At 68.3% G+C, this 21,405-nt stretch carries 19 protein-coding genes and 1 riboswitch; of the genes, 11 read left to right on the top strand and 8 right to left on the bottom strand.

The annotated features are described in order from the left end of the window. Positions 1–38: 38 nt before the first annotated feature. Together IPG68_06900 and IPG68_06895 are read left to right on the top strand one after the other, a co-directional pair. Complete coding sequence (locus tag IPG68_06900) at positions 39–1,586, top strand: long-chain fatty acid--CoA ligase (GenBank protein MBK6763004.1); 1,548 nt, start codon at positions 39–41, stop codon at positions 1,584–1,586. Next, positions 1,537–1,821 (top strand): hypothetical protein, encoded by a 285-nt coding sequence (locus IPG68_06895; protein MBK6763003.1) that lies wholly within the window; start codon positions 1,537–1,539, stop codon positions 1,819–1,821. The genes IPG68_06900 and IPG68_06895 overlap by 50 nt, the downstream gene beginning before the upstream one ends. Here the strand turns inward: IPG68_06895 and IPG68_06890 are convergent. Together IPG68_06890 and IPG68_06885 are read right to left on the bottom strand one after the other, a co-directional pair. Next, positions 1,812–2,216: a hypothetical protein gene (locus IPG68_06890; GenBank protein ID MBK6763002.1), complete on the bottom strand. Its 405-nt coding sequence runs from the start codon at positions 2,214–2,216 to the stop codon at positions 1,812–1,814. The genes IPG68_06895 and IPG68_06890 overlap by 10 nt on opposite strands. 10 nt (positions 2,217–2,226) lie before the next feature. Further along, positions 2,227–3,783, bottom strand: a complete 1,557-nt coding sequence (locus IPG68_06885) for a YfcC family protein (GenBank protein MBK6763001.1) — start codon at positions 3,781–3,783, stop codon at positions 2,227–2,229. Positions 3,784–3,888: 105 nt separating this feature from the next. Beyond that, positions 3,889–4,001, top strand: a riboswitch (SAM riboswitch). A 10-nt stretch (positions 4,002–4,011) separates the two neighbouring features. Here IPG68_06885 and IPG68_06880 point away from each other — a divergent pair. Next, positions 4,012–4,965, top strand: a complete 954-nt coding sequence (locus IPG68_06880) for a hypothetical protein (GenBank protein ID MBK6763000.1) — start codon at positions 4,012–4,014, stop codon at positions 4,963–4,965. A gap of 3 nt (positions 4,966–4,968) precedes the next feature. Here IPG68_06880 and IPG68_06875 read toward each other — a convergent pair whose 3' ends face one another. Then, positions 4,969–6,288, bottom strand: coding sequence for a hypothetical protein (locus IPG68_06875; GenBank protein MBK6762999.1), 1,320 nt, complete (start codon positions 6,286–6,288; stop codon positions 4,969–4,971). A gap of 95 nt (positions 6,289–6,383) precedes the next feature. On the opposite strand from IPG68_06875, the gene IPG68_06870 reads away from it, so the two are divergent. Continuing rightward, on the top strand, positions 6,384–7,397 hold the full coding sequence (locus tag IPG68_06870) for a hypothetical protein (GenBank protein MBK6762998.1): 1,014 nt from the start codon (positions 6,384–6,386) through the stop codon (positions 7,395–7,397). 4 nt (positions 7,398–7,401) lie between these two features. Here the strand turns inward: IPG68_06870 and IPG68_06865 are convergent, their stop codons facing one another. Both IPG68_06865 and IPG68_06860 read right to left on the bottom strand, forming a co-directional pair. Then, the gene (locus tag IPG68_06865) at positions 7,402–8,604 is read right to left on the bottom strand and encodes a DUF222 domain-containing protein (GenBank protein ID MBK6762997.1); all 1,203 of its coding nucleotides are present in this window, start codon (positions 8,602–8,604) and stop codon (positions 7,402–7,404) included. A gap of 94 nt (positions 8,605–8,698) precedes the next feature. Next, entirely contained in the window at positions 8,699–9,484 is a 786-nt protein-coding gene (locus IPG68_06860; protein MBK6762996.1) for an NYN domain-containing protein, read from the bottom strand. 70 nt (positions 9,485–9,554) lie between these two features. On the opposite strand from IPG68_06860, the gene IPG68_06855 reads away from it, so the two are divergent. Together IPG68_06855 and IPG68_06850 are read left to right on the top strand one after the other, a co-directional pair. Next, positions 9,555–9,899, top strand: coding sequence for a winged helix-turn-helix transcriptional regulator (locus IPG68_06855; protein ID MBK6762995.1), 345 nt, complete (start codon positions 9,555–9,557; stop codon positions 9,897–9,899). A gap of 11 nt (positions 9,900–9,910) precedes the next feature. Further along, positions 9,911–10,888 (top strand): SRPBCC domain-containing protein, encoded by a 978-nt coding sequence (locus IPG68_06850; GenBank protein ID MBK6762994.1) that lies wholly within the window; start codon positions 9,911–9,913, stop codon positions 10,886–10,888. Here IPG68_06850 and IPG68_06845 read toward each other — a convergent pair. After that, positions 10,879–11,808, bottom strand: coding sequence for a hypothetical protein (locus IPG68_06845; GenBank protein ID MBK6762993.1), 930 nt, complete (start codon positions 11,806–11,808; stop codon positions 10,879–10,881). The genes IPG68_06850 and IPG68_06845 overlap by 10 nt on opposite strands. 175 nt (positions 11,809–11,983) lie before the next feature. Between IPG68_06845 and IPG68_06840 the strand changes: the two genes are divergently transcribed. Then, positions 11,984–12,439: a GyrI-like domain-containing protein gene (locus tag IPG68_06840; GenBank protein MBK6762992.1), complete on the top strand. Its 456-nt coding sequence runs from the start codon at positions 11,984–11,986 to the stop codon at positions 12,437–12,439. 10 nt (positions 12,440–12,449) lie between these two features. Then, positions 12,450–12,851 carry a hypothetical protein gene (locus IPG68_06835; GenBank protein ID MBK6762991.1) on the top strand — a complete coding sequence of 134 codons (402 nt, stop codon included), beginning with the start codon at positions 12,450–12,452 and terminating at the stop codon, positions 12,849–12,851. Positions 12,852–12,858: 7 nt separating this feature from the next. Here the strand turns inward: IPG68_06835 and IPG68_06830 are convergent, their stop codons facing one another. Beyond that, the gene (locus tag IPG68_06830) at positions 12,859–15,225 is read right to left on the bottom strand and encodes an excinuclease ABC subunit UvrA (protein MBK6762990.1); all 2,367 of its coding nucleotides are present in this window, start codon (positions 15,223–15,225) and stop codon (positions 12,859–12,861) included. 233 nt (positions 15,226–15,458) lie between these two features. Here IPG68_06830 and IPG68_06825 point away from each other — a divergent pair, with 233 nt between their 5' ends. Genes IPG68_06825 through IPG68_06815 form a run of 3 tightly spaced genes read left to right on the top strand, consistent with a single transcriptional unit; the run spans position 15,459 to position 17,727 of the window. Next, entirely contained in the window at positions 15,459–15,650 is a 192-nt protein-coding gene (locus IPG68_06825; GenBank protein ID MBK6762989.1) for a hypothetical protein, read from the top strand. A 40-nt stretch (positions 15,651–15,690) separates the two neighbouring features. Next, the gene (locus IPG68_06820) at positions 15,691–16,620 is read left to right on the top strand and encodes a S8 family peptidase (protein MBK6762988.1); all 930 of its coding nucleotides are present in this window, start codon (positions 15,691–15,693) and stop codon (positions 16,618–16,620) included. Between the two features lie 21 nt (positions 16,621–16,641). Continuing rightward, on the top strand, positions 16,642–17,727 hold the full coding sequence (locus tag IPG68_06815) for a plasmid pRiA4b ORF-3 family protein (GenBank protein MBK6762987.1): 1,086 nt from the start codon (positions 16,642–16,644) through the stop codon (positions 17,725–17,727). Positions 17,728–17,927: 200 nt separating this feature from the next. Here IPG68_06815 and IPG68_06810 read toward each other — a convergent pair whose 3' ends face one another. Further along, entirely contained in the window at positions 17,928–21,389 is a 3,462-nt protein-coding gene (locus tag IPG68_06810) for a TM0106 family RecB-like putative nuclease (GenBank protein ID MBK6762986.1), read from the bottom strand. Between the last annotated feature and the right edge of the window lie 16 nt (positions 21,390–21,405).

The raw sequence follows: 21,405 nt of genomic DNA, 5'->3' as shown, positions 1-21,405 counted from the left end.
GGACTACTCTGGAGTTATCCGACGCTGAAAGGTGGGACATGTCCCGCGACCTCGAAATCCCTGCGGAAGTCGAACTACCCATCACCGGGACGGCGGGGAGTATCCCCGCGCAGAACGCCCGCACCCGGCCCGACCGGCCGATGTACCTCGTGCGATCCGGCGACGGCTGGACAGATGTGACCGCCAAGCAGTTCGACGACCAGGTCCGTGCCGTCGCGAGGGGCCTGGTCGCCAGGGGGATCGCAGCGGGGGCTCCCGTGGCCATCCTGTCGCCCACGAGTTACGAGTGGACCGTTCTCGACTTCGCCTTGTGGTCCATCGGCTCCTTCGCAGTGCCCATCTACGACTCCTCGTCGGCCGAGCAGATCGAGTGGATCCTCGCCGACAGCGGTGCGGTGGCCATTGCCGTCGACTCGTCTGCGTCGGCGGACCGGGTGCTGCAGGGCGCCAACCCGCCGCCGATGTGGCGCATCGACGAGGATCTGCTCGCGGCGCTGGCCGCCGAAGGCGCCGGTGTGGAGGACGCCGTCCTCGAGCAGCGCCTGTCGGACGCTTCCGCGCAGGACATCGCCACCATCGTCTACACGTCGGGTACCACCGGCCGGCCGAAGGGGTGCGTCCTGACCCACGAGAACCTGATGTTCGTGGTCCGCACCCTGGTGGCCACAACCGGGCCCGTGGTGCAGCAACCGGGAGCGAGGACCGTGCTGTTCCTGCCGTTGGCACACGTGCTGGGCCGTGGCGCCCAGGTGTACTGCGCGCTGGGTGGCATGCAGGTTGCGCACTGCCCGGTGCCCAAGCAGTTGCAAGCTGACATGCTCACCGTGCGTCCCACGTTCCTGGTCGGCGTTCCGCGCATCTTCGAGAAGATCTTCAACGGCTCGCAGCAGAAGGCGCACGCAGCGGGCAAGGGCGGGATCTTCGAGCGCGCGGCGAAGGTGGCGATCGACTACGGACGGGCCATCCGGGAGAGCAAGCCGTCGCTCTGGCTGCGCGCCCAGCACGCGCTGTTCTCCCGGTTGTTGTACAGCAAGATGCACGAGGCGATGGGCGGCCATCTGCGCTTCGCGATCACCGGCGGCGCCAGCCTCGGTGAGCGGCTCGGATACTTCTACGCAGGCATCGGCGTGACCGTCATGGAGGGGTACGGGCTGACGGAGACGACCGCCTCGGGAACCTTCAACCGCGCCGAGAACTCGCGGATCGGCACGGTGGGTCAACCCATGCCGGGCACCGCGGTGCGGATCGCCGACGACGGCGAGATCTGGTTGCGGGGGCCGCACGTCATGGCCGGCTACCACCACCACCCGGAAGCGACTGCTGACGCCATCGACGCCGACGGCTGGTTCCGCACCGGCGACATCGGTGCGCTGGATCATGATGGCTTCCTGCGGATCACTGGCCGTAAGAAGGAGATCATCGTGACTGCGGGCGGGAAGAACGTCGCGCCGTCCGGTGCTCGAGGACCGCATGCAGGCGCACAACCTGATCGGCCCGACCATGGTGGTCGGCGAGGGCCGGGCCTTCATCGGCGCCTTGATCACCCTGGATCCCGACGCCTTGTCCGCGTGGGCGGCCGCGCATGACAAGCCCGGCCGGACTGCCGCCGAACTGCGCGACGACCCCGACCTGCGGGCAGAGATCCAAGCAGCGGTGGACGATGCGAATGCAGCCGTCTCGAAGGCCGAGTCGATCCGCTCGTGGCAACTGCTGGAGACGTCCTTCTCCGAGGACTCCGGCCACCTGACGCCCACTCAGAAGCTCAAGCGCAAGGTGGTCGAGCAGGACCACGTGCTGGACATCGAGGCGATCTACGGGTAGGGATCATCCTCGATCAGGCGTCGCACACCCTCTCGGGCCAGCAGCAGCACGATGATGAGCCCGGTGACCGACCAGAAGTCGCCCAGGCTCACCGCATCGCCGAAGACCAGGTCCACGGACTCAAGGACCACGAACTTGCTGCCCACCAGCAGCAGCCACAGCAACAGCAGGGCTGCAACCTTGCCCGCCGGGCTGGTGGCGGCGCGGAACCGGCCCTTCACGCGGTTCTTGAGTGCGACCACCACCTCCAGGACGACCTTCATCAGCACCGCGGTGAGAAGCGACAGGGTGAAGGTCTCCGAGATGACCGAGGGGACGTACTCGACGGCCAGGTTGAGGACGACGACGTAGACGAACACGTCGATGACGTCGGCGGGTCGCAAGCGTGCGGGCATGGAGTCAGCTTCAGCGACCCAGCGCTGCCGCGGCGGCGACCACCCCGGCCGTGACCACGAACAGCCCGACCAGCAGCGGCCAGGCGAACCGCAGGTACTTGTCGTAGCCCACCCTGGCGATCGCGAGCCCGCCGACCAGGACCACGCTGGTCGGCGACCACATCAGGGTGAGCCCGTGCCCCATGATCCAGGCAGTGATCGTGGTGGAGCGGGACACGCCGGCGAAGTCGGCCAGTGGCGCGAGCAGCGGCATCGCCAGGGCCGCGTGTCCGGAGCTCGACGGGATCAGGAACGCCAGCGGGATATTCACGATCACCGTGATGATCGAGAAGACCCCGGCCGAGGCGTCGGAGATCAGGCTTTCCATGGAGTTCAGGATCGTGGCCAGCGTCTGGGTGTTATTCATGATCACCGACACGCCGCCGGCGAGCAGGACGACCAGCGCCGGCCCCATCATGTCGGAGGCCCCCACGGCGATCAGTCGCACGATCTCCTTCTCGCGCATGCGTGCCACGACCCCCACGATCACGGACGCGATGATGAACAGCATCGCCAGTTGCGGGAACCACCAGTTCAGCTCGAACCAGTACGGCTCGGTCAGGGTCTCGTGCTGGTAGAGGTAGTCGGCGGGCCCGGTGGTCGACCCGAACAGGCTCGACCAGGGGATCACGGCGAAGATCATCAAGGCGAAGGCCGCCACCGTGATGACCAACACCCACTTCTGGGTGCCCGTCAGCGTTGCGGCCACCTGCCCGTGCTCGACGTCGTCGGCAGCCTCGTCAGTCGCTGTCTCGTCCTCGGGGTCCTCCCACCCGACCAGTGACGCCTCCGGATCCCTGCGCACCCGATTGGCGTACCGCAGGACCCAGCCCACGCACATCCCTGTGATGAGGACCCACAGCAGAAATCTCAGAACGATGCCGTCACCGATGCTCACGCCGGCCTCACCGGCGGCGACCCCTATCGAGAAGGGGTTCACCGTCGCCCCCATCACCCCGGCCAGTGCACCGAGGATGATCATGCCGGCGGTCGTCATACGGTCGTACCCGAGCGCGGCCATCAGCGGGATGAACAGTGCGTAGAAGCCCAGCGTCTCGACCGAGAAACCCATGGTGGAACCCAGCACGGAGAACAGCACCATCACCGCGGTGATGAGCAGCCAGCCCTTACTGCGCAGGCGGTTGGCCAGTTGGGCTACCGCGACCTCGAGGCTGCGGGTGTGGAACGACACCGAGATGAACGCGCCGATCGCCATGATGAAGACGATGACCCCGACCTGGCCGAACATCCGGCCCACAGTCTCGGTGTCCACCACGTCGGTCTCGAAGTTCAGCAGCCCGTAGATGCCGTTCACCGGCGCCAGCACCAACTGCTGGACCGACTCCCAGAACGTCAGCGGCGAGGGGACCTGCTCGTAGGTGCCGGGCATCGGGCTGCCGTCCGGATCGAGCTGATACCGGCCCGCGGGGATGAACAGCGCGACCACCCACACCAGGACGGTGACGATCGCCAGGGTGGTGACCGCGGAGGGGAATTCGAACTTCTTCTTGGTCGCCTGCTCGGCCATGGATGCCTCCTGTCGCGCACTGTAGTGGAGGCGGTGGGCCTTTCGGTGATCGCCGAGGGTCATCACGGCGACCAGTTGTCATACCCGCGTCTTACAGTCGTCGTAGGTGACGAGTGAGCGGCGATAAGCCCCGGCTGGCTGCTCCGGCAACCGCGCTGCTGGCACGGTGCCCCGGGTGACCACCTGGTCCGCGGACCTCCCGCGGGCACGCGCAGCAAGGGGTGACTCATGGACGCTTTTCACATTCCGCTCGCCGCGGGTTTCGACGCACACGTGCCGGCCGAACCGGCGCCGGGGCCGCACATCCGCTCCTGGCAGTGGCTGCTGGAACATGCTGGTCGGCAGGCGGAGGACTATGTGCGCCACCTGGCCGACGCCGGCCTCGAACCCGACTTCGGCCGCAACCGGTGCCACGAACGCTGGGTCGCTCTGGCGGCAGTCCCCGACGACCTCGTGAGGGCCGAGTTCGCGACCCAGGCGATCGTCCTGCGGCACGCTGGCGTGCGGTACCGGCTCGCCCCGGTCTCCCGTCCTGTGGCCGCGCCGTGCCCGATCGCCGCCGAGGTGGCCTTCGTCAGTCTGACCGGCCGGGTCGAAGGACATCCCACCGAGGAATTCCGGTGGCCGGCTCCGCCGGGCTGGCGGGTGGTCGGCGCGATGGACGCCGCATTGCGCTGGACCGATCAGATGGTTGCTGCTGATCCTGCGGCCGCATTCGAGCAGGCGCGGGTCACCGACCAGCCCTACCTTGTGGCGTGGCGGGTCGGCCCGGGGCAAGGGACCCTCGACGTCATGGAGGTGGCGACCGGCACGGTGATCTCCTCGCGTCCGGCGGCGCTGACCCGTGCGGTGCTGCCCTGCCCACTGATCCCGGGCGCCGGGTGCGGGCAGTTGTGCCGCCTGTACGGCGGACCGTGGGTCAGCCGGTCCATCACGGCGGCGGCCCGCTGGACGGCCAACCGCTCGAACCGGTTGGGTGATGTCGGCTGCGACACGTGCGGGGACGGCGCTGTGAACGTGGGGCTGAAGGTCGACGGCCGCTACCGCGTCAGGGCTGGGACCGACGGCCCCGGACTCATCGATGTGGCGTCGGGGGAGCGGATGGGTCTGCGCGGCCCGGACCGGCGGTACGACCACCCCGCGGACAACCGGTACGGCCGCCTGTTGGCCCTCGAAGAATGAGCCTCACGGATGCGGCGTCACCCATGCGTGGAAAAGTGGCACCCCCTCCCACAGCCCTCCCCGCGCGATCGCGATCACCGCGTGCGGCCTGTCGTACGTGACCTCAACCTGCCGCACAGTGCGGTCGACGAAGTGCGGCATGCCGGTCGCGCGGAAGCCCATGGCGGTGACCGCCGCGGCGCTGAACCCGTTCTCGTCGTACTTTGCTGTGGCGGCTTGCACGCACCTGATGTCGGACTCTTCGGGCAGTCGCGCTGCGACCGGGGCGGTGATCTCGGCGACACCGGGAGCGTCCAGCAGGTCGTGGGTGGCGTCTGCGGACCACACGGGAAGCCTGCTCAGCCACCGCTGCGCGCCATCCGCTGGCGCGTCGGCGTCCACGTAGGTCCGGACCCGGTCGGCGACCCTCCAGGCATGACCATCGGTCAGGTACTCACCGGGTGTTTCGTGGTTCCACAGATCGCCGGAGTTCAACTGCTGCACCACCTCGTCCACCGCGGCCCAGACGTCCGGCGCGCCGACGTCAGGCGCGGCGATCACGCTGATCACATCGATGCCATCCTCGGTGAAGGGCTTGGCCACGGCGACGAGGCCGGCGGCCCGCGTGGCGACGATGGCCTGCAGCACATCGCCGTGCTCGAGCAGGAGCATGCCGTCGTCGTCGACGGCCAGCTCGGCCAGCCACTTGGGCGTCAGCACCAGTGCCGACGCGAGCAGCAGCATCGTTTCGGGTGTCACCTCGAGCGGAAACCGTGCGATCAGTCCCCGCGTCTCGGTCGCCGCCCATCGATCGAGGTCCGCCTGTGACGGCAGTCCTTCGAGGTCGATCGGAAGTGGCTCAACGAGCCGCACCCAGTCCGCCAGCCAGCCGCCGATCGCCGCGCCGACCGTCGGATGCGCCGCGCTCAGCAGGCGGTCCACCTGCAATTTCGCCTCGTCGGGGGTGTAGCCGAGAATCCGGCTGATGGCTGGGACATCGGTGGCCACGGGTGCCAGCGAGGCCAGAAGCAGCCACAGGCCGGCGTAGGAGATCACCGGAGCCTGCGAGGTGTCGAGGGTCTCGCGCGCCTGCGCGGCGTACTGCTGCACGGCTGTTGCCACTCCGGTCCCCTGCGCCCCTGGGGTCGTCCAGGCGGAGGTGCCGTCGTCCATGAAGTAGTTGCGCTGTCCGCAGGTGAGGCACTCGCGGTCCCACGCACCCTCGTCGATCACGCACCCGCCGAGGCGCATCGCCGGGGTTCGCCGTAGCACGACGGGATATCCGTAGAGGACGTGGCGCAGCACCCGGGATCCGCACCACCCGCAGGCCAACTCATCGCTCATGGGCCAACCGTAGAACGGAGGTCTGACTCGAACGGCCGAACAGCGCCGGCGCACCCCTCGCGCGGGAGTAGCCTTGAAGGTGCCGGGAGGTGGGCATGATGATCTCCGCAATCGCAGTCTCCGCTGTCTCCGCATTCGCCGTGATTCTGGCTCCCGTGGCCACCTCTGCGCCAGCAGGAGTGTGCGCCGCGCATCTGGATGGTGGCGTCTTCAAGCCCGCCTGGTGCGGAAAGAAGCCCCCGTCGAAGGCTTACGAGACGTACCGGAAGGCGCTGGCGGATTTCCAGACCGCCATCAACTTCGAGTCCAAGGCGCAGGCCACGGCGCTCGGTGACCTGTCGCCCCTGGAATACCCCTGCAGGAACAACCCACCGGTCGACGTCGACACCGTCGCCGTCATCATCGGCGGGCTGCGCCTCAATGGGGATACCGCACTGAAGAACGCGCGAACAGCACTGTCAACGATGACCTCGACGGCCGATGCGGTATTCGCCGGTCACCCGACGCAGCCTGAGGTCAAGGCGGTCTTGATCGGCCTGCAGGGCAAGCTCGACGAGTTCGGGGCCAATATCGACACCATCGAGAGCGCTGCCGATGCGTACATGGCCAACTCCTGCGACGCCGGGTCCTCCGGGGTCGTGACGGGGGCCGACAACCTGGTCTCGGTGGGTCAGTTCATCAACCACTCAATGGTGAATCTGGCCGTGATGCTGGGCCAGACGAACAAGCCCTGCAAGTCGGCGTCCGTACGGAAGCCGTACACCGACAAAGCGATGAAGAATGCCTCTGGGTCGTCCACGGTCAAGTCGGTGAAGGCTGGTGGGATGACCATGGAATACCCGGGCAGCCTCGACCTCGACAAGGCCGGGGGGCTGCCCTTCAACCTCGACTCCACCGCCCCATCGGGGTACGTGCAGGTCGTGCTGTCGCAGGGGTCGAAGTTGCTGGCGGCCGTGGGTGGCGGGACTCCCTCCGGCGAGTCAGGGATCCGGCTCAAGGTGCTCGGCAAGGCCAAGCCCGGCACGGCGAAGCTGCAACTGATCTTCAGCCCGGCCGGTGGTACTGAGGCGAGCCGCACCGTGAAGATTCGCCTGCGCCCAGGCCCGTAACGGTTCAGTCTCGTCGTGGGTGCTGTGGGGGTTTGGTGGTGCGGGTGGTGCCCAGGGGTGCGGTGATGTGCAGGTCGAGGGCGTAGGTGGACTTGGTGTGGATCTTCCAGTGTCCGAAGGTTTTGAGGCGGTGGTGGTGGCGGCAGAGGCAGACGAGCCCGTCGGCGCTGGTGTGCCCGGACAGTCGGTGGGGGATGACGTGGTCGGTGTCGGTGTATTCGGCTTTGCGGGTGCAGCCGGGCCACCGGCAGGTGAGGTCGCGGGCCCGGATGGCGTGGCGTAGTTTCTTCGGGATCTCGTACCGGGTGGTGCCGGGGTCCAGGAGCACACCGGTGAGGGGGTCGGTGACCAGCCGGGTCCAGCGGGCGTCGGGGGACCAGGCCAGGTGCAGGGCCAGGGCGTGGGTGACCGGGGAGCCGTTGAGGTCCGCGCCGGCGGTTTCCACGCCCATCAGCATGTCGGCGGGGATGCTGATGGCCACGTGCACGTCCCAGGTGGTGCGGTCGGTGATCAGCCCGACCAGGGCGTCGGCGCGGCGCTGCTCCACGCTGCGGTTCGGGCCTTGGTCGTAGGGGTCCGGGTGGTGGGTGTTGGCGTAGTGGTCCAGGCCTTGGATGAACGCGTCGGCGTGTTCGGCGGAGATGTCGATGCAGATGCTGGACATGCCGTGGCCGCGGGGGATCAGCGCGACCCCGCGGTTGTCCAGGGCCTGTTTGCGCAAGGTTTCGTCGGGGTCGTGGTCGCAGGTCAGGCGCAGCAGGTACCGGTGCAACTGGGCGGTGGTGTGCTCGGCGCCGTAGGCGATGGCCCGGGCCTCCAGGCGTTCACGGGCCGGGTCGGGGACCTCGGACAGCAGGTGCACGATCTTCACGGCGCGGGTGCGGTCGATCAGCCCCTGGTGCAGCCCGTCGAACACCAGCGGGCGCGACACCAGGTCCTCACAGGTGCCGACCAGGTGGGCCGCGGCGCGGCTGGACAGCCCGAGCAGCCACCCGATCTCCTCGGTGCCGGCCCCCCCGATGCCACGGCTGGCCGCCTGCGACCGGGCGGCCAGCTCGGCGACCCGCACCGCGTGGACCGCGTCGGCGCGCCTGCGGGCCTGCTCCGCGGTGTGCAGGTCGTCGAGGTGCCCCTGGTCGTCGAGTGCCCGGAACCCGGCCCTGAGCTGGTCCAGGGCCGCGGAGGGGGTGGGTCCGGTTCCGGGCATAACTCAGTATAGAACACATGTTCGACACGCACCAGGGGATGTGGACAGCGTCGTGCCGGCAGTCAGCGCGTGGCGGCGACCGTTCGGACTCGGATCACGTTGCGCGGATGTAGATGTCCTTCTGGCTGGAATTCTGCGCCTGCCGCTCCTCGATCTCGAACAGGTCGGTGCGTGCGCGCACCAGGTCGGACAGCTTTCGGTACCCGTACAGCCGGGAGTCGAAGTCGGGCTGCAGTTTGACCAGGTAGCGGCCGAACGTGCCGAGGTCGGCCCAGCCGGAGTCGTCGGCGGACTGCTCGAGCGCCCGCATCACGAACTGTTTCGGGAACTTCGGCGCGGCGGGCTCGGCTGCCGGCGCTTTCCTGGTGCGCCGCTTCGGGGCGGGGGTTTCGGCCTCCTCGGCCTCGCCGCCGCCTTTGCGTAGCACCTCCACGAACACGAAGCGGTGGCATGCGTTGCGGAACGCCTCCGGGGTCTTGCGCTCCCCGAACCCGTAGACCATCTGCCCAGCCTCGCGCAGTCTGGTCGCCAGGCCCGTGAAGTCGCTGTCGCTGGTGACCAGGCAGAACCCGTCGAAGTCGCCGGTGTAGAGCAGGTCCATCGCGTCGATGATCAGTGTGCTGTCCGTGGCGTTCTTTCCTGTGGAGTAGGCGAACTGCTGCACCGGCTTGATGGCGTTGCGCTGCAGGACCTTCTTCCAGGCCGCGCTGGTGGGTGCGGTGAAGTCGCCGTATATGCGGCGCACGATCGCATCGCCGAACCGGGCGACCTCCTCGAGGAGGGCCTCGATGACCGAGGCCTGGGCGTTGTCGGCGTCGATGAGGACGGCCAGGCGGAAGTGGCCCTCGTCTGGACGATTCGGAGTTTCGCGGGTACTCACGCACCAAGACTGTCACTGTCGGTGTCAGGGGTCTTGCCAAACCCTGTGCACGCGGCTAACGTACAACCTGATGGTTGTATATGAGGCTCTCACCGACGACGAGGTCGACCGGCTCTTCCGGGCGCTGGCCGACCGCACTCGCCGTGACATCGTCGCCCGCACCCTGGTCGGCGAAGTCACGGTGTCGCAGTTGGCGGCCGCCTACGCCATGTCATTCGCCGCGGTCCAGAAGCACGTCGCGGTGCTGGAAGGAGCCGGACTTGTGACCAAGCAGCCCCACGGTCGCGAACGGCGCGTGCGTGCGAACCCCGAGATGATCGCCCGCGCCCAAGCCCTGCTCGACCAGTACGAGCGGATCTGGCGCGACCGAGTGTCCCGCCTCGATGACCTGTTCACAGAAGACACCCCTCGATGAAAGGCTCCAACATGCCCGTCACAACAGTCACGAAAGACCCCGAGGCGCTCACGATGACCGTGGTCGCGGACTTCCCGGTGCCGCTGGAGCGGCTGTGGAACGCGTACGCCGACCCGCGCCAACTCGAACGGTTCTGGGGCCCCCCGACGTATCCGGCGATGTTCACACGCCACGACATGTATCCCGGTGGCCGCAGTGAGTACGCCATGACCGGGCCCGAGGGCGATGTGTCGCGGGGCTACTGGGAGTACCTCGACGTGAACCCGCTCAAGTCGTTCGAGGTCCTCGACGGCTTCGCGCTGCCCGACGGTTCGCCGAACCGGGAGATGCCGTCCATGCGGATGGTCTTTGCGTTCGCGGCCACCGATGGTGGCTCGCAGGTGTCGACCACGACGTACTTCAACTCGGTGGCCGAACTCGACCAGTTGCTCAGCATGGGCATGGAGGAGGGTATGCACGCCGCGATGGGGCAGATGGACGACGTCCTGGCGGACCTCGCGTCCTTTGCCAGCGACGCTGTGTGCGAGGCGCAGATCCTCAGCGACACCCAGGTCCGGGTCAGCCGGGTCGTCCGGGGGTCGGTGGAGCAGGTGTGGCGCGCGCACCACGATGCCGATCTGCTGCAGCGCTGGCTGCTCGGACCGGACGGCTGGACCATGCCTGTTTGTGAGGTCGCCACCACGGTGGGGGACGCCTACCGGTACGAGTGGGAACAGGCTGACGGCGGGGGTCGTTTCGGGTTCACCGGCGAACTGTTGGAAAGCGTGCCGCCGCACCGGGCAGTGACCACCGAGCAGATGATCGGCATGGAGGGTCCGGGCACCGTCAACGAGATGACCTTGACCCCGGTCGCCGACGGGACGTTGCTGTCCCTGGTGATCACCTACCCGAACGCCGAGATCCGCGACATCGTGCTGGGCACCGGCATGACCACCGGTATGGAGACCAGCTACGCGCGGCTGGAGCAGGAGGTCCTGGCCTACTCGTAGTCGGAGTAGAACGCCGCGAGGAGCTCACGGATCCACTCCTCGAGGGCTCCGTCGTCGGCAGCCCGCAGGATCCACGGCCGAGCCAGCGTCACCACCCAGTCTGCGGTGACGCCGGCCTCGGCCAGCAGGTCCCCGACAGGGCGGGCGGCGTTCGCGTCCAGTACCGCCTGCAGGAGGTCGCGGAACGTCGGAGTCGTGAGGATCTGATCCCAGAGGTCCTGCGCGACCCCCAGCAACTCGACCAGAGTCTCCGCGGGGAACAACGCTGCGAGGTCGGCCACCGTCGCATCAGCATTGCGCGCGTACAGGTCGTCGGCCACCTCGCCGAGGGCCTCGTCGTCGATGACGCTCGTGAGATACGCGCGGCTCTCGCGCAGGGTCTCCTGCAGGTTGGCGCTAACGAAGGAGGTCAACTGCTTCTCGATGCCCTTGCTCAACCGCGGGGCCGCGGAGTCGAACGCATTCTGCCCCATGCGCATCAGCGAAGACGCCCCGGGCACACGCGCGATCGGGCTCTCGGTGGTCACGTAGTTGCGGATTCCGTGGAACAGCACGTGGGATATGAGATCGGCATAGACCTCGCTGGTCGTGATCTGCTCGACCACGGCTTCCTTCAGTTCGTTCATGCCGGCGACGACCTGCGCGGCGCGGTCGTAATCCTCGCGCCCGACCAGTTCCCCGACCGGGGTCCCGTCCTGCAGAGCAGCACCGTGTGCGGCCAACACGGTGGCCGTCAGGTCCGGCGCGGGCAGCGCCTCGATCAGCGCATCGAGGTCGGCCTCGCTGAAGACGCTGCCCAGCGAGACGGAGTCGAGCCAACTGAAGACCGCTTCGGTGAGCGTCCCGAGGGATTCACCCAGGGACTCGGTCCATGCGGCCACCTCGAAGGCCACATGGGCCTCGTACATCTGCTCGTCCATGCCAGGAGTCTGACAGGCGCACGGGCCATTGTGACGTTGTTGCGGCCCCGCGTGGCCGATTGCGATGAAGGTGCGGGTTCTCCCGCCGCTCACCGCGCACTTTCGTCGCATAACGCCGGTTCACTGGTGCACCTTCGTCGCAACCGCGGCCTACGCTGGTTGCAGGGAGGTCCCCATGTCCGAGCCCAGCCTCGTGACCCTTGAACCCGCTGAGATCGCCGTCGTCAGGGAGGTGGTGGCCATGGACGCGCTGCCGGCCTTCTACGACCGGGCGTACCACGAGGCCATGGCGGCGATCCAGCAGCAAGGTGCGACTGTGGGCGGCCCGCCGGTCGGGGTGTACTTCGGTATGCCGACCGACACTGTCGACGTGGCTGCCGGGTTCCCGACGCCGACGCCGGTGCAGCCGGTGGGCGCGGTGTCCGCGCTGCAGTTGCCGGGCGGCCGTGCGGTGCAGGTGCTGCACATCGGTTCCTACGACTCGATGCAACAGACCTACGGAGGACTGATGCAGTGGGTGCAGGCGCAGGGCCTGGCCCTCGGTCCGCTCATGTGGGAGACCTATCTGACCGAGCCCGATGACAAGGATCCCGGATCGATGCAGACGCTGATCACCTGGCCGTTAGCGTAAGGTCGGCCTCATGCCGCGGCAGGAGGCGTTCAGCGATGACGACATCCTGCGCGCGATCCGCGAGGCCGCCCGCCGTTGTGGTGAACCCCTGAGCCACGCGCGCTACGACGCTGTGGCGCGGGAGGTTCACGGACCCTCGTCGGCCCGGGTGGTCCAGCGCTTCGGCACGTGGCGCCGGGCGTGCCAGGCCGCGGGGGTTGCGGTGGGGGCAACCGTGCGCGAGTACCACCCGCGTTGGGGCCGGGAGCAGGTCACCGCGGCAGTTGCCGGGTACCTGGCTGAAGAGGGCAGCCTGGGCACCTACGCGGACTACGAGCACTGGGCGCGGCAGAGCCCGGATCGTCCCAGCGGCGCGACCGTACGCAACGTGATGGGCGGCTGGAGCGCCGCGAAGGCCGCTGCTCAGTCCTGAGCCCCTGCTACTGCCCAACGTAGGCCGCGAGGTGCTGCCCGGTGAGGGTCGACCGGTCGGCGACGATCTGCGCGGGAGTGCCCTCGAAGACGACCCGGCCACCGTCATGACCGGCACCCGGGCCGAGGTCGATGATCCAGTCCGCGTGGGCCATCACCGCCTGATGGTGCTCGATCGCGATGACGGTCTTCCCGGCGTCAACGAGGTGGTCGAGCAGGCCGAGCAACTGCTGGACGTCGGCGAGGTGCAGACCGGTGGTCGGCTCGTCGAGGACGTAGATCATCCCGTCGCCGCCCATATTGGTGGCGAGCTTGAGCCGTTGGCGTTCCCCGCCGGACAACGTGGTCAACGGCTGTCCGAGGCGCAGGTACCCGAGGCCGACGTCGGTCATCCGCTGCAGGATCTTGTGCGCCGCCGGCGTACGGGCGTCGCCGGACTCGAAGAACGCCGTCGCCTCGGCCACGGGCAGGTCGAGGACATCGGCGATGTTGAGCCCGCCGAACCGGTACTCCAGCACCGCCTGCTGGTAGCGCCGGCCCTCGCATTCCTCGCACACCGACGTCACCCCGGCCATCATGCCGAGGTCCGTGTAGATCACCCCGGCGCCGTTGCACGCCGGGCAGGCCCCCTCGGAGTTCGCGCTGAACAGGGCCGGCTTGACGCCATTGGCTTTCGCGAAGGCCTTGCGGATAGGGTCCAGCAGCCCGGTGTAGGTGGCGGGGTTGCTCCGCCGCGACCCGCGGATCGGGCTCTGGTCGACACTGATCACCGCGTCCCGGCCGGCCACCGACCCGTCGATCAGTGAACTCTTGCCCGAACCCGCGACGCCCGTCAGCACGACCAGCACTCCGAGCGGGATGTCGACATCGACGTCGCGCAGGTTGTTCGTGTTCGCCGACCGCACCTCGAGCGCGCCGTGGGCCTCGCGTACCTGGGCCTTCAGCGTGGCGCGGTCGTCGAGGTGCCGGCCGGTCACCGTCGCACTCGCCCGCAGGTCCGCCACGGAACCCTCGAACACCAGCTCGCCACCGGCTGTGCCCGCGCCCGGACCGAGGTCGATCACGTGGTCGGCGATGCCGATGACCTCCGGCTTGTGCTCCACGACGAGCACGGTGTTGCCCTTGTCGCGCAGTCTGCGCAGCAGATCGTTCATGCGGGCGATGTCGTGCGGATGCAGTCCGATGGTCGGCTCGTCGAACACGTAGGACACGTCGGTCAGTGAGGAGCCGAGGTGCCGGATCATCTTCGTGCGCTGCGCCTCGCCCCCGGACAGGGTGCCGGAGGGCCGGTCCAGGCTCAGGTAGCCCAGCCCGATCTCGACGAACGAGTCGAGGCTGTGCTGCAGCGCCTCGAGCAGAGGCGTCACGGAGGGCTCGTCCAGCCCGCGCACCCAGTCGGCCAGGTCGTTGATCTGCATCGCCGAGGCTTCCGCGATGTTGATCCCGGCGATGCGCGAGGATCGGGCCGCTTCGGCCAGTCGGCTTCCTTCGCACTCGGGGCAGGTGGTGAACGTGACGGCGCGTTCGACGAAGGCGCGGATGTGTGGCTGCATCGCCTCCACGTCCTTGCTGAGCATCGACTTCTGCACCTTCGGGATCAGGCCCTCGTAGGTGATGTTGATGCCTTCGATCTTGATCTTCGTCGGCTCCTTGTAGAGCAACTCCTGCAACTCGCGCTTGGTGAACTTGGCGATCGGCTTGTCCGGGTCGAAGAAACCGCAGCCGCGGTAGATGCGCCCGTACCACCCGTCCATGCTGTAGCCGGGGATCGTGAGGGCGCCCTCGTTCAGCGACTTGCTGTCGTCGTACAGCGCTGTGAGATCGAAATCCGTGACCGAACCCGTGCCTTCGCAGCGCGGGCACATGCCGCCGAGCCGGGTGAACGTGGCCTTCTCCGCGCGGGTGCGGTTCCCGCGCTCCACGGTGATCGCGCCACTGGCACGCACCGAGGGCACGTTGAACGAGAAGGCCCCAGGCGGCCCGATGTGCGGCTGGCCGACCCGGCTGAACAGGATGCGCAGCAGGGCGTTGGTGTCGGTGACTGTGCCGACGGTCGATCGCGGATCGGCTCCGAGGCGCTGCTGGTCGACGATGATCGCGGTGGTCAGCCCGTCGAGCACGTCCACGTCGGGCCGGCTCACGGTCGGCATGAATCCCTGCAGGAAGGCGCTGTAGGTCTCGTTGATGAGGCGCTGCGACTCCGCGGCGATGGTGGCGAAGACCAGTGAACTCTTCCCCGACCCCGACACCCCGGTGAACACCGTGAGCCGGCGCTTGGGGATCTCGACGGTGACGTCCTTCAGGTTGTTCTCGCGTGCGCCCTGCACGCGGATCATGTCGTGGGTGTCAGCGGGGTGAAGGGTGGGGGATGACATGGAATCCATCATGGCGCGGACCGGTGACATGCGGAACCGGCGTTCACGGCCACCGCCTCCTCTTGTGACGAAGGTGCCGGACCGTGGGCGCGGTCTGTGACGATGGTGCGCGGTGCCTGGTCGCCGACCCCGCACCTTCGTCGCAATACGATCCGCGGGGGCCGTACCTTCGTCACAATCGCCGGCGTCCACGGGCCTTGCGGCTCGGGCAGGTGACTTGGCACGGTGGTGGCATGGCGTCGCGCGACTTGGAGGAATTCCTCCGCTGGGAGCGGGCGGGGGGCATCTGCGAGGTGCTGGCGCGCGGGCAGGGGTACGTGGTGGTAGCGCTACTGACCTGTACCGGACGGGAGGAGATGGCCCGCCTGCGGTCCGGTGAGCCGGATCTGCTGGCGCATCTGGGGTGTGGCAGCGCCGAGGGGTAAGGACAGTTGTGTGGAACGCCCGGAGGAGTACGGTTGGCCCGTGCGTACTCTTCGGATCGCAGGTGCCGTACTGGCCGTGGCGGCAGTGGCAGGAGCCGGGCCTGCGAGTGCCGACGGGTGGGGGCTGGACCGGATCGACCAGCGCAACCTGCCGCTGGACGGGACGTACGCCCCGCCATCGGACGGGACGGGTGTCACCGTCTACCTCATCGACGCCGGCCTCGACGTCGACAACTCGCAGTTCGGCGGTCGCGCGACGCTCGGGATCGACCTGACCGGCACCGGGGTGACTGATTGTTCCGACGAATTCGGCGTCGGTCACGGGACCTTCGTCGCGGGCATCGTCGGCGGCACGAACACCGGGGTGGCCAACCGGGTGAACCTCGTGGAAGTCCAGGCCCTCGGGTGCACTGAAGGCGGGTCGACGATGACCCTCAAGCAGGAGCGCCGGGCGGTGGTGCGGGCAGCGGGCTGGATCCGCCGGAACGCGGTACGTCCCGCGGTGGTGAACATGTCACTGGCCTTCGGCCGGTCCGCCAGTGTGGACCGCGCGGTCCGGCGACTGGTGCGCAGCGGGATCCCGGTGGTCGCGGCGGCCGGCAACCAGGGTGAGAACGCATGCCGGCATTCGCCCGCGCGCGTGTCATCGGTGATCACGGTCGGGGCCAGCACGCAGCGGGATCGGGTGTGGTCCGGTTCCAACCAGGGCCGGTGCGTGGACATCTTCGCGCCGGGCAAGGGCATCACGTCCGTGCTCGCCGACGGTGGGGTGTTCCACTACCGCGGCGTGGGTGCCACCTCGTGGGCCACCCCGTCCGTCACCGGTGCGGTGGCTCAGTACCTCCAGCGCAATCCGCAGGCGGGCCCCTCGGAGGTGCGGCGTGCGGTGCGCCGGTCGGCGACCGTGGGGGTGCTCGACGGACTGGATGCGGGTAGCCCGAACCGACTGTTGTACGTGGGTGCTCCCTGAGACGTCGGCTAGCGTGGGGGAGTGTCAGATGAGGAGCCCGGTCTCCGGCCTGTGACGTATCTCAGTGATTTCCGGCCGGGACTGGTCGCGCGACCGGAACTGCGCCGTCGCCGTTTGCCAGGGGTCGTCGGATACCGGGTGACCGCCGAGCTCAACGAGTCCGAACCGCCGATCCGGCGGACGCTCGAGATCCCCTCCGATCTGGGTCTGGACATGTTCCATCAGGTGCTTCAGGGAGCCTTCGGCTGGACCGATTCCCACCTCCATCGCTTCGCCCTCGGTGGGTCGCCCTTCGACCAGGACAGCCAAGTGTTCCTGTGCTCCTACGACGTCGCCGAAGGCGATGACGACGGTCCGCCGGAGGAGTCGGTGCGCATCGACGAGGTCCTGCAGGAACCAGGCGACGTTCTGCACTACGTATACGACTACGGCGATCACTGGGATCTGACGATCCGGCTGGACGCCCTGCTGGCTGAACCACCGCGGGGCGCGCCGGCGACGTGCGTCGACGGCCAGCGTGCGGCGCCCCCGGATGACTGCGGCAGCCGGCGCACGGCCGCGGAACTCGCCGAGGTCTTGGAGGTTCCAGCGCGGTTCGACATCGAGGAGGTCAACGCCAGCCTGTCGCACCCCGTGCTCCTCATGCAGCACGCCGGGATCGATTCGTCGCTGGTCACGCTCCTGCTTCGTCTGCGGAGCGCTCCCGTGGGCCCCCGGCTTGCGGCGCTCGGTTCGGTGCTTTGCGCAGAGCAACCGCCACCGAGTCACGATGAGATCGACGAACTGCTGCGTCCGGTGCGGTGGTTCCTGGAACGGGCCGAGGGGGAAGGGATCCCGCTCACCGCCGCCGGCTACCTCAAGCCTGTGGATGTGGAGGCGGCGAGCGAGGTGATCCCGGCGGCGAAGGACTGGATCGGGAAGAAGAACCGTGAGGACCAGACAGCTCCGGTGCTGTGGTTCCGCGAAACGCTGCAGTCACTGGGATTGCTGCGCAAGTACAAGGGCCGGCTGCTCCTTGACCAAGGCGGGCACCAGAGGGCTGGCCGACGCTGGCTTCCTCTTGGGTCACATCGCCCCGCGGCTGGTGCCGGACATGGCCGGCTATGAGCGGGATGCTGCGCTGCTGACGTTGCTGTGGGCGGCATCGGAGTCGGTCGGTGTGGATGTCGTGCCGGAGTCGCTGATGCTGCTCGGCTGGCAGCGCCACGACCGTGAACCGCTGAGTGCGTATGAAGTCCGTAGCACCTGGCCGGCTCATGTGCTGCGCCAACTCGCACCCGCAGGGTGGAGATCGGGTGATCCGTTCGTCAGATCCGCAGGGGTGCGGGCGCTGGCGAGGAAGGCTCTCCTGCCGGAGTGGTCAGCAACTTCATGAACCGGCCGAGTTCGTCGAGCCGCTCGGGGGTCGCGGGCAGGTAGTCCGTCAGACGTGTGGAGTGCACGACGACTGTGCGCCACTGTGCGCGGGAGACGGCGACGTTCAGGCGGTTGGGCGACAGCAGGAACTCCATGCCACGGGGGACGTCGTCATGGGAGGAGGCGGCCATGGAGACGAGGACCATCGCTGCCTGCTGACCCTGGAACTTGTCGACGGTACCGACGCGGAATCCGGCCAGGCCCTGCGCGGCGAGTGTGCGGCGGATCAGATCGACCTGCGCGTTGTAGGGCGCCACGATCAGCACGTCTTCCGGAAGCACGGGCCGGTGGTGGGCATGGGGGATCGGCTGCCACTGCCACGTGAGTGCCTCGCGCGCCAACTCGGCGATCCGGTCGGCTTCCTCCGCTGACATCACCGAGTTGCCCTGGTGGTCCACGTGTTCGGCGATGAGTCCCGCGGTCACCGGACGCCGCTGGTCATCACGCAGATCGCGCTCAGACGTGCAGGAGTGTGCGGTCAGCCGGCCGGCGTAGGAATGCTCGGAGACCGCCCGGCACAGGTCGGGGTGCATGCGCCAGGTGGTGTGCAGGAAGTAGCCGAGCTCGGCGGGCAGGATAGCCTCCTGGCTCAGCCAGCCCAGAGCGGACACGTCGACCGGTTCCGGGTGGGTGCCCTGGCTGACCTGCGGGAGTTGCTGTGGGTCGCCCAGCAGGAGTAGGCGCTGACAACTACGGGAGACGGCGATGGTGTTGGCGAGGGAGAACTGTCCGGCCTCATCGACCACGAGTAGGTCCAGTTGTGCCGGGCCCACACGGTCGGATGCGGAGTCCCATGCGGTGCCGCCGAGGACGCACCCGATCCCTTCGTGGTCGGCGAGGAACTCCGCCGTCTTCGCGGTGGCGACGTCCCTCCAGAGGCAGCCCTCGGGTTTGTCCTTCTTGCCCACTCGTTCCGGATCGACACCCGCTTTCACGATGCCGTCCAGAAGGTGGTTGACGGCGCTGTGCCCCTGCGAGACGACGCCGACCCGCCAGCCGTCGTCCTTCACCAGGCGCGCGATGACGTGGGCGGCCGTGTGGGTCTTGCCGCTGCCGGGCGGGCCCTGGACCGCGAGAGTCGAGTCGTCGAGCGCGCGGACGGCCTCGGTGATGGCGCCCACGAAGTCGTCGCCGGCGACCGCCGGGAGCCCGGGCGTGGTCAGCGCCGGTGGTTCGCGCAGCACGAGGTTGGCGATGGGCGTGGGCAACTGTCCGGATGCCGCAGACGAGGCGATGCCGCGGATGGCACGCTGCAGCGGCTTGGCGCTGGGTCCAGGGGTGGGAGCGGCGGCCATGGGCAGTTGCGGGAACGGGTCCGCGGTCTTCGGCAGTGCTTCCACCACCTCGAAGACCGCGCTGTCGGCATCCTGAGCGACCAGCGTGATCTCAGCGTTGGTATGCCCGCGCGAAGTGCCGCCACCGTCGGGCAGGCCGGCAGGATGTGGCCAGTCGTAGAGGAGGTACGCGGATTGGTCGCGTTCCAAGCATGACCCCGGCTGCAACGTCCCTCGTGCCCGGAGATGGCGCCGGTGATTCTTCTTGCCTGGCTTCTCCCAGTCCTGCAGGACGACGCAGTCCTCGATGAGCAGCGCGTCGCGGGCATCCGCCCACGTGTCCGGCGGGTTGTCCAGCCGGTCGAAGTGCCCCCACCAGAAAGGCTTGTCCTCCCGGCGGTGGAAACCGACCGCGGCCGCGAGCAGGGCGAACCCCTGCTGCATCGGGGTGCGTTCCCCGTCGCCGGCCAGAGCCCACAGGGGGTCGGCGACGGCGGCCTCCTCGGCCGCGGCGCTCCCGGTGTTGTGCGGGGCGGACGGGGCCGTGGCGAGGGGCTCGGTGCCCGCGAAGCCCAGCAGCCAGTCACGCAACAACTGCGTCGACCGGCAGTCCTGCTCGTTGTAGTCGAGGATCTGCTGCCGCAGTTCCGCGGCCGCCGCGTCGTCACCGCGTTCACGCTCCGCGCAATAGGCGGCGTACTGGACCACGGAATCGCCGGCCGAGGTCACGTCGCCCTCGCGGTGACCGGGCATGAACAACGGCTCGAGCGCCTTCAGTCCGTAGGAACGGGTGCCCACCTGGATAGCGCCGCGCACCACCGGGTAGAGGTCGACAAGCGCTCCGGTGCGCAGGAGGTCGTCGACTTCGTCCTCGCCGGTGCCGAATTGCCCGGCCAGGCGCAGCAGCGTGTGGCGTTCGTAATTGGCGTAGTGGTAGATGTGCATGTCCGGCCAGGTACGTCGCCGCTGCGCGACGTAGTCGAGGAAGTTGCGCAGTGCGGCGCGTTCCTGCCGACGGTCGTCGGCCCAGTACGTCACGAAGCGTCCGGAGTCGGCCTCGATGACGCCGAACAGGTACTCGAGTCCCCACGACCGGTCGGAAGGGTCCTGCCACATGGGATCGCCTTCGAAGTCGAAGAAGATGTCGCCCGGTGAGGGCGCGGGCAGCGCGGTCAGCGGTTCGCGGTCGATCACCTCGTAGACGGGCTGCGACTGGGATTCCTGACGGATCTGGAGCCGGGCTTGCCGCTGAAGGCGTGTGTACGTGTCGTGGGCGATTCCGGGGATGCGGCCTGGGTGAGCGGCGAGGTCGTCGATGGTGGTGATTCCGGCGCTCATGAACTTCTCGCGCTGGGTCATGCGAAGCCCGGCCACGAGGAGCAGGTCGCGGTGGTTCTCGACTTCCTCGGTGCACACCGCGCAGTGGCCGCAGGCGGGGACATCTCCCCAGGCGACGACCTCGGTGCCTACGAGATGGGCGGTGAGCAGTTCGGTGAGGGCTTGCCGCCGCGCGCGGTAGACGGGAATGACGGTGGACAGGTCGTGCACCGACTCCAGCCCGTTCCCGAGGACGAGCACACCGTGACTGGCGATGGGGATCCCGTGGCGCTCGAGGATGTCGGCGTACGCGGCGATCTGCAGCAGTGCCGGCACCTTGGCCGAGCGGGCCAGTTTGCTGTCCTGCACCACGTAACGGCCGTCCGCGTCCAGTACGAGGAAGTCGGCGAACCCGCGTAGGTCGCCGTCGCGCAGCGCCGCCTGGTACACCACCGGCGTACGGGCATGCAGGGCAGCGAGGGTGGCTTCGCACGCCTCAGCGAGAGCGTCGAGATCGCCGCCGGGGGAGTCGATCGTCACAACGCCGGAAGGGCCATGGATGGCGGTGAGGCTGTCCAAGTGGCGTTGTTCGTGGAGCAGCCCGAGTTCGGCGGCGCGGTCCATCAGCGGATCGACCGCCTCCGGCAGGGTGTCGATCCGGCCGAGGCGCACATCCAGTGATCGCAGCCACGCGAACTCACACGCGGCAGCGGCGGTGATGTCGGACGGTGAGATCAGGACCTGGCCCTTGATCACCTGCATCGTGTCTCCCCTCTGG

Source organism: Micrococcales bacterium, from assembly GCA_016703125.1.
Lineage (GTDB): Bacteria > Actinomycetota > Actinomycetes > S36-B12 > UBA10799 > JADKAV01.
Note: the sequence above shows the minus strand (reverse complement) of the source record. Positions and strands in the feature narration are given on the sequence as shown.

Bases quoted from the DNA above. Each gene is read 5' to 3' on its own strand.
- IPG68_06850 (MBK6762994.1), top strand. From the start codon at position 9,911: ATGCCCGTCACAACAGTCACGAAAGACCCCGAGGCGCTCACGATGACC.
- IPG68_06885 (MBK6763001.1), bottom strand. From the start codon at position 3,783: ATGGCCGAGCAGGCGACCAAGAAGAAGTTCGAATTCCCCTCCGCGGTC.
- IPG68_06900 (MBK6763004.1), top strand. From the start codon at position 39: ATGTCCCGCGACCTCGAAATCCCTGCGGAAGTCGAACTACCCATCACC.
- IPG68_06865 (MBK6762997.1), bottom strand. From the start codon at position 8,604: ATGCCCGGAACCGGACCCACCCCCTCCGCGGCCCTGGACCAGCTCAGG.
- IPG68_06870 (MBK6762998.1), top strand. From the start codon at position 6,384: ATGATGATCTCCGCAATCGCAGTCTCCGCTGTCTCCGCATTCGCCGTG.
- IPG68_06835 (MBK6762991.1), top strand. From the start codon at position 12,450: ATGCCGCGGCAGGAGGCGTTCAGCGATGACGACATCCTGCGCGCGATC.
- IPG68_06880 (MBK6763000.1), top strand. From the start codon at position 4,012: ATGGACGCTTTTCACATTCCGCTCGCCGCGGGTTTCGACGCACACGTG.
- IPG68_06845 (MBK6762993.1), bottom strand. From the start codon at position 11,808: ATGGACGAGCAGATGTACGAGGCCCATGTGGCCTTCGAGGTGGCCGCA.
- IPG68_06875 (MBK6762999.1), bottom strand. From the start codon at position 6,288: ATGAGCGATGAGTTGGCCTGCGGGTGGTGCGGATCCCGGGTGCTGCGC.
- IPG68_06890 (MBK6763002.1), bottom strand. From the start codon at position 2,216: ATGCCCGCACGCTTGCGACCCGCCGACGTCATCGACGTGTTCGTCTAC.
- IPG68_06840 (MBK6762992.1), top strand. From the start codon at position 11,984: ATGTCCGAGCCCAGCCTCGTGACCCTTGAACCCGCTGAGATCGCCGTC.
- IPG68_06855 (MBK6762995.1), top strand. From the start codon at position 9,555: ATGGTTGTATATGAGGCTCTCACCGACGACGAGGTCGACCGGCTCTTC.
- IPG68_06830 (MBK6762990.1), bottom strand. From the start codon at position 15,225: ATGTCATCCCCCACCCTTCACCCCGCTGACACCCACGACATGATCCGC.
- IPG68_06825 (MBK6762989.1), top strand. From the start codon at position 15,459: ATGGCGTCGCGCGACTTGGAGGAATTCCTCCGCTGGGAGCGGGCGGGG.
- IPG68_06810 (MBK6762986.1), bottom strand. From the start codon at position 21,389: ATGCAGGTGATCAAGGGCCAGGTCCTGATCTCACCGTCCGACATCACC.